We start from the raw sequence: 14,298 nt of genomic DNA on the forward strand, positions 1-14,298 counted from the left end.
ATGAGTTTTGATGACCAAATGCGGGATGCTCTGAAGACTTTTGTGATTGAAAGTCTGGAGTTGTTGCAAGACATGGAAGACGGCTTACTCGGTCTGGAAGACGATCAGGAGCCATCCGAACGAATTAACGCCATCTTCCGAGCCGCACATACTATCAAGGGTTCGGCGGGATTGTTCGGACTGGATCACATCGTTGCCTTCACCCATGTGGTGGAAAGCGTGCTCGATACCTTGCGCGACGGAAAGTTGAGCGTTTCACCGGAACTGGTCGCCATCCTACTACCTTGCTGCGACCATATGATCGAGCTGATTCAAGCTGTGGCCGACGGTAATGTCAGCGCCAACCCATCAATGACGAATGCTGAACGACAGTTGCTCGATGGATTAGAGTCTTTTTTGAAGCCGGAGCCGAAGCAGGCGATGACTACCGCGCAGACTGCTGGCGAGCAGTTCGAAGTCAGCGGTGGCGGTGTAATCGACAGCGGCAATTGGCATTTGTTTATTCAATTCGGCGAAAACTGTCTACGCGACGGTATGGATCCATTATCTTTCATCCGTTATTTGGCAACGCTGGGTGAAATTATGTCGCTGACTACTTTCAGCCACGCGATGCCGGATGCCGAAAGCATGGATCCCGAAAGCAGCTACCTGGGGTTTGAAATTGTCTTAAAAAGCGATGCAGACAAAGCCGCTATCGAAAGCGTGTTCGATTTTGTGCGCGAAGGCAGTTACATCCACATTTTGCCGCTGGAAGACAAAATCCCCTACTACGTCGAACTGATCAATTCGTTGGGCGAAGACAATGCCCAACTCGGCGAGCTATTGCTGAAAAGCGGGGTAATTACCCAACGCGAACTACAAGAAGGGCTTAATGCGCAACAAGCGCAAGTACCGCAACCGAACACACGCCTCGGCGAAATCTTGGTCGATCAACAAGTGGTGCAACAGCCGCTGGTGAATGCGGCGCTGGAAAAGCAACAGCAGATTAAAGACAACAAAGCCCGAGAAAACCAAACCATACGCGTCGACGCCGAGCGCTTGGACAAACTAATCGATGTGATAGGCGAACTGGTTATTTCGGGTGCGGGCGTTAATCTGCGTGCCTTACAGACCAGCGATTCCGGGCTATTGGAAGCCACCAGCGAAATGATGCGATTGGTCGAAGAAGTACGCGACGGTGCATTGCAACTACGCATGGTGGCGATAGGCGCCACATTCAGCCGCTTCCAGAGAGTGGTGCGCGATGTCGGCAAAGAGCTGGGCAAAGATATTAGCTTGGTCATTACCGGCGGCGATACCGAAGTTGACAAATCAGTTGTCGAAAAAATCGGCGATCCGCTGATGCACTTGGTCCGCAACGCCATGGACCATGGTATCGAGTCTGCCGAAGTCCGCGCCGCGCGTGGCAAATCAAGTCGCGGCGAACTCAGATTAAACGCCTACCACGAGTCGGGCAGTATCGCCATAGAAGTCAGCGATGACGGTGGCGGCCTTGATCGTGATCGTATTTTGGCAAAAGCCATCGAAAAAGGTTTGGTTCAACCCGATGCGAAGCTAAGCGATCAAGACATTTATAGCTTGATTTTTGAACCCGGTTTTTCCACCGCCAGCCAAATTTCCAATCTGTCCGGGCGCGGCGTGGGCATGGATGTGGTCAAGCGGAACGTTACCGATTTACGCGGCGATATCGAAGTCGAAAGCCGGCCTGGCCAAGGTTCCACCATCCGTATTCGCTTACCACTGACATTAGCCATTATCGATGGCTTCCTGGTGGGGGTGGGTAAGTCATCGTATGTGATTCCTCTTGACCGGGTTGTCGAGTGCCTGGAGTTGTCCGGCGATTTGAATAATAGGGATTACATGGATTTGCGCGGCGAAGTGTTGCCTTTTATCCGCTTGCGCGATCTGTTCAACATTAGCGGAGATCAACCGCGTAGACCTAATGTCGTCGTGGTGCATGCAGCGGGTGTCAAGACGGGACTGGTCGTTGATCGCTTAATTGGCGAGTTTCAGACTGTTATCAAGCCGCTTGGCAAGTTATTCGGCCATGTGGAGGGGCTGGGTGGATCCACTATTTTAGGCAGTGGCGAAGTCGCTTTAATTCTGGATGTACCGGTCTTGGTGAGTGCCTTTGAACATAAACTTCAGGGCAATATGCACTTAGCTCAGGCTTGAGCCAAATTGGGAAAACGCCAATTACACACTAAGGAATATAGCCATGAGAAATAATCAACCCGTTACTGACGTCGAATTACATTTTTCCGAAGAAGACATTCTCACCTCTACCACCGATTTGAGTGGCTATATCACCAGTGTCAGCCCAGCTTTCATCAAATTGAGTGGTTTCACTGAAGAGGAATTACTGGGGCAGCCGCATAACATTGTGCGTCACCCGGATATGCCGGAAGAGGCCTATGAATGGATGTGGCGAACCATAGAGTCCGGTTGTACTTGGCGCGGTTTGGTAAAAAACCGTTCCAAAAATGGCGATTTTTATTGGGTGGAAGCCAATGTCGCGCCAATTTACAACGAAGGCCAGTTGATAGGTTACCGGTCTATCCGCTTCAAACCAGCACGCAGCGAAGTTGATGCGGCGGCCGCACTTTATGCTGATATCAAAGCCGGTCGAGTTAAAAACCCCTTTAAAGACGGAAAGATTTCTAGCGTATTTAGCAAAATTAAGCTCTGGCAAAAGTTTGTTGCCTTAGTGGTTCTGGCTATTGCTATGTTCGCAGTGCCAACCTACTTTTTGGTAGTAGACAGCATTGTAGATAAGGACTTTGCATTAAAGGAAAAACAAGGCGTCGATTACGCCGCCGAGACTATTAAATTGATGCAGCAGGTGGTGGAGCACCGTGGCTTGAACGCGATGGTGATCGCCGGCAACGCACAGGAAGCGAGTCGCCGGGAAGCGAAACGCAACGAAGTCAATCAGCAAATCACCAGTATATCCGCATTGGACGGGCGGTTGGCTGAATTAAAGCTGACTTTGGCCTGGCAAGCCTTACGGGAAAAGTGGCAGGAGTTGGCGGCTTCGGCTAACACATTCGATGCTCAGACTAACCTTGCCAAACACGGCGAATTTATCAAGCAATTGCATGCATTCAACCGTAAGGTGACAGACGCTTCCGGGTTAGCGTTGGACCCTGAAATCGATACGTATTATGCACAAGTGTTGGCGATTAGCTTATTTCCCGACCTGTCGGAGCAATTGGGTATGCTAAGAGGGGTAGGATCGCCGATTTTGCTCAGAAAAACGGTTACGCCTGCGGAAGCAGCTTATCTGCGTGAGGTTATTGCGAATACCGAAGAAACCCTGACTATTATCGACGAGAGTGCTGCCAAAATCGGCAATATGGATGCCGGATTCCGCTCGGCATTACTTAAAGCTAGCGCCGATGCCAAACAAGCTCTGACATTGGTCGAAACCGAAATTTTGCAAGCCGCAAAGCTCGAGTTTTCGGTAAATGAATATTTCAGTACCTTTACTCGAGCCATCCAACAAAACTTCGCGCTGTCATCCGGATTCAGCAAGCAGTTGTACACAGGTTTGGATGCACGTGTGACGCGATTAGATGAGATTCTAAACACCACATTGATGGTGTTGTCGATGCTGCTATTCGGTTTCCTGGCAATGAGTTGGTACATCGTTATGGGCGTACTCCGTCCCGTGAGTGCGATGACTCATGCCATGACCCTGTTCGGCCGAGGTCAAATGCCGCAAAACGATAGTAATAACTATGGCTTGGAATTCAATCAACTGAATGAAGGTGTCAAAGCCGCGGTATTCTCCGTGCAATCTTTGATTGCCGATGCCGTTATGCTGTCTCACGCTGCTGTAGAAGGCCAACTGTCTACCCGAGCAGATGCCACTAAACACCAGGGAGATTATCGGAAAATCGTCGTAGGCGTTAATGACACACTGGAGGCCGTGATCGGACCCTTGAACGTCGCCGCTGATTACGTGGACAACATCTCTCGCGGGGCGATTCCGGCGAAAATCACCGACCACTACAACGGGGATTTCAACACCATCAAAAACAACCTGAACAACTGCATCGACGCGATTAGCAGCATGGTGGCGGAAGCCGCTGCGCTGGAAAAAGCGGCCATCGAAGGCCGCTTAGCCACCCGCGCCGACGCCAGCCAATACCAAGGCGATTACCGCAAGATTGTCGAAGGCGTCAACAACACGCTGGACGCCGTGATCGGCCCGCTCAACGTCGCGGCCGAGTATGTGGACAACATCTCTCGCGGGGCGATTCCGGCCAAAATCACCGACACCTACAACGGGGATTTCAACACCATCAAAAACAACCTGAATACCTGTATCGATGCGGTGAACGCCCTGGTGGCCGACGCCAACCGGTTGTCTACTGCCGCCGTCGAAGGTCGCTTGGCCACCCGTGCCGATGCCAGCCAACACCAAGGCGATTTCCGAAAAATCGTCGAAGGGGTCAACAGCACCCTGGATGCGGTGATCGGACCCTTGAACGTGGCCGCCGAATATGTGGACAACATCTCTCGCGGGGCTATTCCGGCGAAAATCACCGACACCTACAACGGTGATTTCAACACCATCAAAAACAACCTGAACAACTGCATCGACGCGATTAGCAGCATGGTGGCCGAAGCCGCTGCGCTGGAAAAAGCGGCCATCGAAGGCCGCTTAGCCACCCGCGCCGATGCCAGCCAATACCAAGGCGATTACCGCAAGATTGTCGAAGGCGTCAACAACACGCTGGACGCCGTGATCGGCCCGCTCAACGTCGCGGCCGAGTATGTGGACAACATCTCTCGCGGGGCGATTCCGGCCAAAATCACCGACACCTACAACGGGGATTTCAACACCATCAAAAACAACCTGAATACCTGTATCGATGCGGTGAACGCCCTGGTGGCCGACGCCAACCGGTTGTCTACTGCCGCCGTCGAAGGTCGCTTGGCCACCCGAGCGGATGCCAGCCAACACCAAGGCGATTTCCGGAAAATCGTCGAAGGGGTCAACAGCACCCTGGATGCGGTGATCGGGCCCTTGAACGTCGCCGCCGAGTACGTGGACAACATCTCTCGCGGGGCGATTCCGGCGAAAATCACCGACCACTACAACGGGGATTTCAACACCATCAAAAACAACCTGAATAACTGTATCGACGCGATCAGCAGCATGGTGGCGGAAGCCGCTGCGCTGGAAAAAGCGGCCATCGAAGGCCGCTTAGCCACCCGCGCCGACGCCAGCCAATACCAAGGCGATTACCGCAAGATTGTCGAAGGCGTCAACAACACCCTGGACGCCGTGATCGGGCCGCTCAACGTCGCTGCCGAGTACGTGGACAATATCGCCAAAGGGGCGATCCCGGCCAAAATCACCGATAACTACAACGGTGATTTCAACGTCATCAAAAACAATCTGAACACGTGCATCGACGCGGTGAACGCCCTGGTCGCCGACGCCAATATGCTCTCGACCGCGGCCGTAGAAGGCCATCTGGCAACTAGAGCCGATGCCACTAAACACCAAGGCGATTTTCGCAAGATTGTCGAGGGCGTGAACCTGACCCTGAATGCGGTCATAGGCCCGTTGAATGTAGCGGCTGACTATGTCGATAACATTTCCAAAGGACACATTCCGGCCAAAATCACCGATAGCTACAACGGCGATTTCAACACGATTAAAAACAACCTCAATACCTGTATCGATGCGGTCAATGCACTGGTGGCCGACGCCAATATGCTGGCCACCGCCGCCGTCGAAGGCCGTCTGCAAACGCGTGCCGACGCCAGTAAGCACCAAGGCGACTTCCGCAAAATCGTCGAAGGCGTCAATGACACCCTGGATGGCGTGATCTTGCCGCTGAATGAAGCCGTCGAAGTGCTGGCGTTGGTTGAACAAGGCGATTTGACCCGCAACGTGACAGGTAACTACAAAGGCCAGTTGGGTGAATTTAAAGACACCGTGAATAACACCGTCGCCAAACTCTCCCAAACCATTTCCGAGGTTATTTCGGCAGCGGATCAGCTGGGTAATGCCTCAGAGCAGATCAGTTCCACCTCCCAATCGCTGTCGCAAGCCGCCAGCGAACAAGCGGGCAGTGTCGAGATCACCAGCGCCAGCATCGAGGAAATGGCGGCCAGCATCAACCAGAATGCCGACAATGCCAAAGTCACCGACGGCATGGCCAGCAAAGCCGCTACCGAAGCCAGCCAAGGCGGTGAAGCCGTTAAGCAGACCGTTGACGCCATGCGCGAGATCGCCAAGAAAATCGGCATCATCGATGACATTGCTTATCAGACCAACATGTTGGCACTGAATGCGGCCATCGAAGCGGCGCGGGCCGGCGATCACGGCAAAGGCTTCGCGGTAGTGGCGGCGGAAGTCCGCAAGCTGGCCGAGCGCAGCCAAGTGGCCGCGCAGGAAATCGGCGAATTAGCGGAAACCAGCGTGGAAACAGCCGAATCGGCCGGCAAACTGTTGGATGAAATCGTCCCCAGCATAGCCAGAACCTCCGATTTGGTCCAGGAGATTGCCGCCGCGTCGCAAGAGCAATCGGCCGGTGTCAGCCAAGTCAACAATGCGATGAACCAGATGAACCAGATTACCCAGCAGAATGCTTCGGCCAGCGAACAATTGGCGGCAACTGCGGAAGAAATGATGGGCCAAACCGAACAACTGCAAACATTGATGAGTTTTTTCAAAATCACCTCTTCCGGACATGGTGTTAGTCGGTCTACGACCCAGGCAACATCGCGTCGGTCAGAAAGTGCAAAGCCGACAAGCGCGAAAGCCGCAGAGGATGACACTATCGATTTGGATGCAGCCATTCAAGCGCACAGCGAGTGGAAAGTTAAATTGCGACGGGGTATCAGCCAACATGAGCACATGGATGCCGTCACCATTGGCCGGGACGATTGTTGCAAGTTGGGCAAATGGTTACACGGTGGAGGCCAACGGCAATACCAACATTTGTCGGGTTTTCAGGACTGTCTGCATAGACATGCGCAGTTTCATCGTGAAGCCGGAAAAGTGGCCGAGGTTATTAATAGCGGCCAATATGAAACAGCCGAGTCCTTGTTAGATGCGGGCAGCGCATTTGCATTGGCCTCCAGCCAAGTCAGTGTTGCAATCGTGACATTAAAAAAACAAGCGAAGTTGTAAAACAGCAGCTTGCAGAACTTGGGTTTTGGTAACAGGAATCAGCTGAGCGAAATGACTCAAGCAACGGGCGACTAAAAGAGAAGTGGTCAGCCTAAAGTTGTGAGATCAGCGCGGTAAGGAATGCCGTACTACTTTATCGCGTGAGCGACGTTATGCATTTAAGAACACTAATGAGGGTACAACAATGACAGTCACACAACGTTTGTTGTTATTAATCGGTTCAGAAGTGCTGGGTTTGGCCGGTTTGGCGGGCGTCATTCACGCGCAGGGCGTTGGCGGTTCCACCATTCTCGGTAGCGGTGGAGTCGCATTAATTCTCGATGTCCCCACTTTGATTCGCCAACAGGAGCATAACCGATTCCCAGGATGAATTTCTATTCCACTGAAAGTCTTCACAAACAGTCAAATACCGTAAGGAAAATCGTATGTTTACCAATATGAAAATTGCTACAAAGCTTGGGCTGGCCTTTGGCTTTGTTTTAAGTTTGCTGGCGCTTGTTGTCGGCATTGGTTTGAATAACATGAAATCGCTATCGGATATCACGCAAGACATAGTTAACGACGGCTACGCCAAAGTCAAAATTACCGGCGAGATGATCGAAAACACCCTGTCGATTGCCCGCAATATGAATGTCCTGCTGTTATTGGACGATGAAGCCAAGATCAAAGAAACCAGGCAGGATATCCAACAAAATAGGGACGAAAACAAAGCATCTATGGATAAGCTCGAAGCGACTATAAAGTCCGAAGCTGGGCGTTCATTGCTGAAAACATTGAGCGATAGACGCCAGGAAGTCGGCAAAAAATACGATACCTTTTACGATCTGCTAGAGAACAGCAAGGGTAAACAGGAGGCTATCAATTTTCTGTTGAACGACTTCAGACCGACAAATGCCGCTTTATTAAAGGCTTTGGCGGATATCAACGAATTTCAAGAGCAGAGAATAAATTCGCAAGCCAAAGATGCCGACGATCTTTACGGCTCCAGCTTCAATATTATGTTGGCTGTGGCTGTGTTTGCTCTGATTTTGAGTGTCATAGTTGCCACGATCATCATACGCAGCTTAATGCGGCAATTGGGTGGCGAACCGGATTTTGTTGCGGATTTAGCCTATAAAATTTCGCAAGGAGATTTATCTACTGCCATTCAACCTAAACAAGGCGATGAAACTAGCGTTCTGGCGAATATGAAGCAGCTTAGCGACAACATTAAGGCACTATTGGCCGAGATGGATCACATGGCTAGCGAGCATGAAAAGGGCGATATCGATGTGGTTGTCGATCAGCAAAAATTTCATGGTAGCTTCAGATCCGTCGCTAAAGGCGTAAACGATATGGTTAACGGCCATATTGCAGTTAAGAAAATGGCGGTAGGTGTATTCAAGTCATTTGGCGAAGGCGATTTCGACGCCCCCATTGAAAAGCTGCCGGGTAAAAAAGCGTTTATCAACGAGACGATTGAACTGGTGCGCGGTAACTTGAAAGCGGTAGTGGCCGACGCCAACCTGCTGTCCAAAGCCGCTGTCGAAGGCCGTTTGTCTACTCGCGCCGACGCGTCCAAACACCATGGCGATTTTCGTAAGCTGGTGGAAGGCGTCAACAACACCCTGGACGCCGTGATCGGGCCCTTGAACGTGGCCGCCGAATATGTGGACAACATCTCTCGCGGGGCTATTCCGGCGAAAATCACCGACACCTACAACGGTGATTTCAACACCATCAAAAACAACCTGAACAACTGCATCGACGCGATTAGCAGCATGGTGGCCGAAGCCGCTGCGCTGGAAAAAGCGGCCATCGAAGGCCGCTTAGCCACCCGCGCCGATGCCAGCCAATACCAAGGCGATTACCGCAAGATTGTCGAAGGCGTCAACAACACCCTGGACGCCGTGATCGGGCCGCTCAACGTCGCTGCCGAGTACGTGGACAATATCGCCAAAGGGGCGATCCCGGCCAAAATCACCGATAACTACAACGGTGATTTCAACGTCATCAAAAACAATCTGAACACGTGCATCGACGCGGTGAACGCCCTGGTCGCCGACGCCAATATGCTCTCGACCGCGGCCGTAGAAGGCCATCTGGCAACTAGAGCCGATGCCACTAAACACCAAGGCGATTTTCGCAAGATTGTCGAGGGCGTGAACCTGACCCTGAATGCGGTCATAGGCCCGTTGAATGTAGCGGCTGACTATGTCGATAACATTTCCAAAGGACACATTCCGGCCAAAATCACCGATAGCTACAACGGCGATTTCAACACGATTAAAAACAACCTCAATACCTGTATCGATGCGGTCAATGCACTGGTGGCCGACGCCAATATGCTGGCCACCGCCGCCGTCGAAGGCCGTCTGCAAACGCGCGCCGACGCCAGTAAGCACCAAGGCGACTTCCGCAAAATCGTCGAAGGTGTCAATGACACCTTGGATGGCGTGATCTTGCCGCTGAATGAAGCCGTCGAAGTGCTGGCGTTGGTTGAACAAGGCGATTTGACCCGCAACGTGACAGGTAACTACAAAGGCCAGTTGGGTGAATTTAAAGACACCGTGAATAACACCGTCGCCAAACTCTCCCAAACCATTTCCGAGGTTATTTCGGCAGCGGATCAGCTGGGTAATGCCTCCGAGCAGATCAGTTCCACCTCCCAATCGCTGTCGCAAGCCGCCAGCGAACAGGCGGGCAGTGTCGAGATCACCAGCGCCAGCATCGAGGAAATGGCGGCCAGCATCAACCAGAATGCCGACAATGCCAAAGTCACCGACGGCATGGCCAGCAAAGCCGCTACCGAAGCCAGCCAAGGCGGTGAAGCGGTTAAACAGACCGTTGACGCCATGCGCGAGATCGCCAAGAAAATCGGCATCATCGACGACATTGCCTACCAAACCAACATGCTGGCGTTGAACGCCGCCATCGAAGCGGCGCGCGCCGGCGATCATGGCAAAGGCTTCGCCGTGGTGGCGGCGGAAGTGCGCAAACTGGCCGAACGCAGCCAAGTGGCGGCGCAGGAAATCGGCGAGTTGGCGGAAAACAGCGTCGAGACCGCGGAAAGTGCGGGCAAACTGCTGGATGAAATTGTCCCCAGCATCGCCAGAACCTCCGATTTGGTCCAGGAAATTGCCGCCGCGTCCCAAGAACAATCTGCCGGTGTCAGCCAAGTCAACAATGCGATGAACCAGATGAACCAGATTACTCAGCAAAATGCTTCGGCCAGCGAACAATTGGCGGCAACTGCGGAAGAAATGACCAGTCAGGCTGAACAACTGCAATCGCTAATGAGCTTTTTTAGACTCGACAATGGAGGTCGAAGAGCTACGACGCCAACTGAAGTCAAAGCCACAAAAAAGACTATCAAGGTAAAACCCGTCGCTCAGGCAAGTGCGAATATCGATCATGACTTCGATTTAAACCAGTTTGAACGTTTCTAGGAGCGGGCCATGACAGAACTTGCAACAACTCAGGAAAAATTACCGGCCGCGCAGAGCAAACAGACTGCGCTGGCGGGTCAATACTTAACCTTTACCCTTGGGGGCGAGCTTTACGCACTGGGCATTTTGAGTAGTAAGGAAATCATCGATTACGGCAATCTTACCGAAGTACCTATGATGCCGGTGTTTGTGCGCGGCGTGATTAATCTGCGCGGTAGCGTGGTGCCGGTGGTGGATTTGTTAGCGCGCTTTGGTAAGGGAACGACGCCTGTTGCCAAGCGCACCGGTATCGTTATCGTCGAGACCGCCAGCGAAACTGAGGATGGCGTATCCCAGGATCTGGGTATCATCGTGGATGCAGTCAACGAAGTGGTCGAAATCGCTCAACAGGACATCGAGCCGCCGCCAAGTTTTGGGGCGGGGATTAGACCTGATTTTATTAACGGCATGGCCAAACGGAATGGCCGCTTTGTTATTTTATTGAACGTCAGTAAGGTACTGTCGGTGGATGAAATGGCGGCTTTGAGTAAAGGCGGTCATGGCCGTCACACCCTACTTGAGGACGGAAGCGGCTCGCAGAGTTGAAATTTGGAAATTTTTGGGCGACCAAAGCCAGGGCGTGGGGAACCAGTAAAACACTACAAAGGAGATAAAACCATGAAAAACATGGGCATAGCATTAAAACTGGCATTGGGCTTCGGGTCGCTTCTGGCCCTGCTTTGCTTCCTAGGTATCTTCTCGCTGATTCAAATGGGCGACATCAACGGCATGTCGACCGAAATTGCCACTAACTGGATGCCTTCGATACGTTATGTCGAAGAGATGAACACCAACATATCCGATTACCGCATCGCCGAACTCAAGCACGTCGTCGCCGAGAAACCGGAAGAGATGGACGCTGCCGAAAGTGATATGAAGACTGTCATGGAATTTTTCCGTAAGAATGAGGCGACCTACGTCAAGCTGATTTCTTCGCCGGAAGAACAGGCCATCTACGACGAATTCAAACGTAAGTACGACGCCTATCTGCTTCAACACGACAAGATGATTCCGCTGTCGCGAGCGCTGAAAACCAACGAAGCTATGGTGATCATGAACGGCGAATCGGAAAAACTATACAATGAAGCGTCCGACCTGTTACTCAAATTGGTAGCAATAAATATCAAAGGCGGCGAGGAGGCCAGCGCCAAAGGAGATGCGATGTACGCTTCTTCTCAAAGCTGGACTATTTCTACCATAGTGGTTGCTCTGCTGCTCGGTGTCGTTATCGCCTGGTTCATTACCAGAGGCTTAATAAAACAACTCGGCGGCGAGCCCGGTGCCGTAGCCGACATCGCCAACAAAATCGCTATCGGCGACCTTTCGACGGCCATCGCCCTTAGAGCCGGTGACGCCAACAGCGTGATGGCGGCGATGAAAACCATGCAGGACAGCCTGACCAGCATCGTCGGCGAAATCAAAACCCTCGTAGCCCAAGCCAACAAAGGCGACTTCAACAGCAAAATTAATCTGAACGGCAAGGCCGGCTACACCAAGGACTTGTCCGAGTTGCTCAACCAACTGTCCGACACCGTCGATATTGCCTTCAAGGACACCATTCTGGTTGCTCAAGCCCTGGAAGAGGGCGATCTGACCAAAACCGTCACCCGCGACTATCAAGGCGACTTCGACCAAGTCAAACAAAGCCTCAATAACACGGTTGCCAAGCTTTCGCAGACCATTTCCGAAGTCATTTCCGCAGCCGACCAACTCAGCAACGCCTCCGAACAGATAAGCGCAACCTCGCAGTCGCTGTCGCAAGCCGCCAGCGAACAGGCGTCCAGCGTAGAGGAAACCAGCGCCAGCATCGAGCAAATGGCGGCCAGCATCAATCAGAATACCGAAAATGCCAAGATGACCGACGGCATGGCCAGCAAAGCAGCGACGGAAGCCGGTCAAGGCGGTGTGGCGGTTAAGCAAACCGTAGACGCCATGCGCGAGATCGCCAAAAAAATCGGCATCATCGACGACATCGCTTATCAAACCAATATGCTGGCGCTGAATGCCGCTATCGAAGCGGCTCGAGCCGGCGATCACGGCAAAGGCTTTGCGGTCGTGGCCGCGGAAGTTCGCAAGCTAGCGGAACGCAGCCAAATTGCGGCGCAGGAGATCGGCGAGTTAGCGGAAAACAGCGTAGAAACTGCCGAATCCGCAGGCAAGCTGTTGGATGAAATCGTGCCCAGCATCGCAAAGACCTCCGATCTGGTGCAGGAAATCACTGCCGCATCGCAGGAACAATCCACCGGCGTGGCGCAGGTAAATCTTGCGATGAACCAAATGAATCAGATTACGCAGCAAAATGCCTCTGCTAGTGAGGAATTGGCGGCCACCGCTGAAGAAATGACCGGTCAGGCCGAACAACTGCAATCGCTGATGAATTTTTTCAGGCTGGAAAACAACGGCAAAAAAACGTTTGCCCGAGCCCCGGACAAGCCGGTAAAAAAAGCCGATAAGCAAAAGCCGCAAGAGCAGACCAACAGCCATAAGAGTATCGGTAATGACTTCGATTTAAACCATTTCGAACGCTTCTAGGAGCGCAGTCATGACAGCCATCGCAACCACCGCTCAATTGAATGAGGGCGGGAGCGGCTGGCAGAATTGAAATTTGGGGCTTTTGATTTTGAATATTAGAGATATAGGTTACTTAAATTTAAGACCGGTGCTCTTCTGCCCGGAAGGATGGTTTCGTGTGCGTATTGTAGAAATAGGAGTATAGAGTGTCGTCAATCCATCGTGTCGGCGCGCCGATATTGCATAAGCAAGAGTTTGCCTGGATCAGAGACTATCTTTACAAGCACGCTGGTATTGTCTTAAACGATAGTAAGCAGGCCATGGTGATGGGACGCTTAGAGAAGCGTTTGCGTCATCATGGCATCGATAGCTATGGCGAGTATTTTCGGCAATTCGGTAAGCCGGGATTCGAAAATGAAACGACAATGGCTATCGATTTGCTAACCACCAATGAAACCTATTTTTTCCGCGAATCCAAGCATTTCGATTATGTGGTTGAAAAGATTTTGCCGCAGCACTCCGCGGCCAAGCCGTTTCGAGTTTGGAGCGCGGCCAGCTCTAGCGGCGAGGAAGCTTACACGCTGGCGATGCTATTGGCGGAGTATTTGAGATCCCGGCAATGGGATATTGTCGGAACAGATATTTCCACGCGAATTCTGGAAAAAGCCCGGCGTGGCCTGTATCCCAGTAATGCCGCCGAAAAAATTCCTCTTCCGTTATTGAAAAAGTATTGTCTGAAAGGTACAGGTGAATATGACGGTTTTTTGCTGGTGGCGCCTGAGCTACGCAGTCGCGTTAAGTTCGAATATGCCAATTTGATTGGAACGCTGCCGGACTTGGGTAGCTTCGACGTGATCTTTTTACGTAACGTAATGATTTATTTTGATATTGAAACCAAGCAACGCCTGCTGGAAAAAATTGTTAAATACCTGCGGCCCGGCGGCTATTTTTTCATTAGCCATTCTGAGTCGTTAAGTGGTATGAAAACCGAACTGCAAACCATCATGCCGTCGGTGTATCGCAAAGCTTTGGATTAATTGGGTTGCTGCGAGCTCGTCTGGCTTGCGAGTATAACGTTACCTGATCAGCAAGCCGCTTCAAGTGTACGCTGCCCCCATCCTTGAAATCGTCATTTTGGCAGCGAATACCGAAATCCAGGCCGCA

7 protein-coding genes are annotated in these 14,298 nt (G+C 52.0%); all 7 read left to right on the forward strand.

Annotation, left to right across the window (positions count from 1 at the left end; genetic code table 11):
- Positions 1-2,175: a chemotaxis protein CheA gene (locus tag METH11B_RS0113600; RefSeq protein WP_026602489.1), complete on the forward strand. Its 2,175-nt coding sequence runs from the start codon at positions 1-3 to the stop codon at positions 2,173-2,175.
- A 43-nt stretch (positions 2,176-2,218) separates the two neighbouring features.
- Positions 2,219-7,156 carry a methyl-accepting chemotaxis protein gene (locus METH11B_RS28580; protein ID WP_026602490.1) on the forward strand — a complete coding sequence of 1,646 codons (4,938 nt, stop codon included), beginning with the start codon at positions 2,219-2,221 and terminating at the stop codon, positions 7,154-7,156.
- Positions 7,157-7,340: 184 nt separating this feature from the next.
- A complete protein-coding gene (locus METH11B_RS0113610) occupies positions 7,341-7,526 on the forward strand; it encodes a hypothetical protein (protein ID WP_026602491.1) in 186 nt (61 codons plus the stop codon).
- Between the two features lie 55 nt (positions 7,527-7,581).
- Positions 7,582-10,584, forward strand: a complete 3,003-nt coding sequence (locus tag METH11B_RS28585; RefSeq protein ID WP_026602492.1) for a methyl-accepting chemotaxis protein — start codon at positions 7,582-7,584, stop codon at positions 10,582-10,584.
- 9 nt (positions 10,585-10,593) lie between these two features.
- Entirely contained in the window at positions 10,594-11,169 is a 576-nt protein-coding gene (locus METH11B_RS0113620) for a chemotaxis protein CheW (RefSeq protein ID WP_026602493.1), read from the forward strand.
- A 72-nt stretch (positions 11,170-11,241) separates the two neighbouring features.
- Positions 11,242-13,155: a HAMP domain-containing methyl-accepting chemotaxis protein gene (locus METH11B_RS0113625; RefSeq protein ID WP_026602494.1), complete on the forward strand. Its 1,914-nt coding sequence runs from the start codon at positions 11,242-11,244 to the stop codon at positions 13,153-13,155.
- Positions 13,156-13,340: 185 nt separating this feature from the next.
- Positions 13,341-14,171, forward strand: coding sequence for a CheR family methyltransferase (locus METH11B_RS0113630; protein WP_026602495.1), 831 nt, complete (start codon positions 13,341-13,343; stop codon positions 14,169-14,171).
- Positions 14,172-14,298: the final 127 nt, after the last annotated feature.

This window comes from Methylomonas sp. 11b (assembly GCF_000515215.1).
Taxonomy (GTDB): Bacteria; Pseudomonadota; Gammaproteobacteria; order Methylococcales; family Methylomonadaceae; genus Methylomonas.

What these genes read in the sequence shown, in the direction of transcription:
- METH11B_RS0113625 (WP_026602494.1), top strand. Translation starts at nt 11,242, where the DNA reads ATGAAAAACATGGGCATAGCATTAAAACTGGCATTGGGCTTCGGGTCG.
- METH11B_RS0113610 (WP_026602491.1), top strand. Translation starts at nt 7,341, where the DNA reads ATGACAGTCACACAACGTTTGTTGTTATTAATCGGTTCAGAAGTGCTG.
- METH11B_RS28580 (WP_026602490.1), top strand. Translation starts at nt 2,219, where the DNA reads ATGAGAAATAATCAACCCGTTACTGACGTCGAATTACATTTTTCCGAA.
- METH11B_RS0113620 (WP_026602493.1), top strand. Translation starts at nt 10,594, where the DNA reads ATGACAGAACTTGCAACAACTCAGGAAAAATTACCGGCCGCGCAGAGC.
- METH11B_RS28585 (WP_026602492.1), top strand. Translation starts at nt 7,582, where the DNA reads ATGTTTACCAATATGAAAATTGCTACAAAGCTTGGGCTGGCCTTTGGC.
- METH11B_RS0113600 (WP_026602489.1), top strand. Translation starts at nt 1, where the DNA reads ATGAGTTTTGATGACCAAATGCGGGATGCTCTGAAGACTTTTGTGATT.